The organism is Cobetia sp. SIMBA_158, assembly GCF_046566945.1.
Taxonomy (GTDB): Bacteria; Pseudomonadota; Gammaproteobacteria; order Pseudomonadales; family Halomonadaceae; genus Cobetia; species Cobetia amphilecti.
The window spans coordinates 1-250 of the sequence record NZ_JAWJYL010000789.1 but is presented as its reverse complement, the minus strand read 5'-3'; the positions used below and the strand labels follow the sequence as shown (position 1 = coordinate 250).

General features: G+C 35.6%; 1 protein-coding gene. It reads left to right on the top strand.

Annotated elements, in window-relative coordinates; all coding sequences use genetic code 11:
- Position 1: 1 nt before the first annotated feature.
- Positions 2-250, top strand: a 249-nt coding sequence (locus R2R70_RS21980; protein ID WP_410979192.1) for an isocitrate dehydrogenase kinase/phosphatase-domain containing protein, incomplete at its 3' end; no start/stop codon positions are given.

Genomic DNA, 250 nt, shown 5'->3' with positions numbered 1-250 from the left:
GCTGATCATAAAACATTTGTATATTGAGCGCCGTATGACGCCACTTAACTTATTTTTGGAAAATGCTGACGACGAAAGCGCTGCAGATGCAATAGAGGAATACGGCCAAGCCTTAAAAGAAATGATAGCGGTTAATATTTTTCCTGGCGATATGCTATTGAAAAACTTTGGTGTAAGTAAACATAAGCGCATTATTTTTTATGATTACGACGAAGTACAATATTTAACAGACATGAACTTTAGAGCTTTA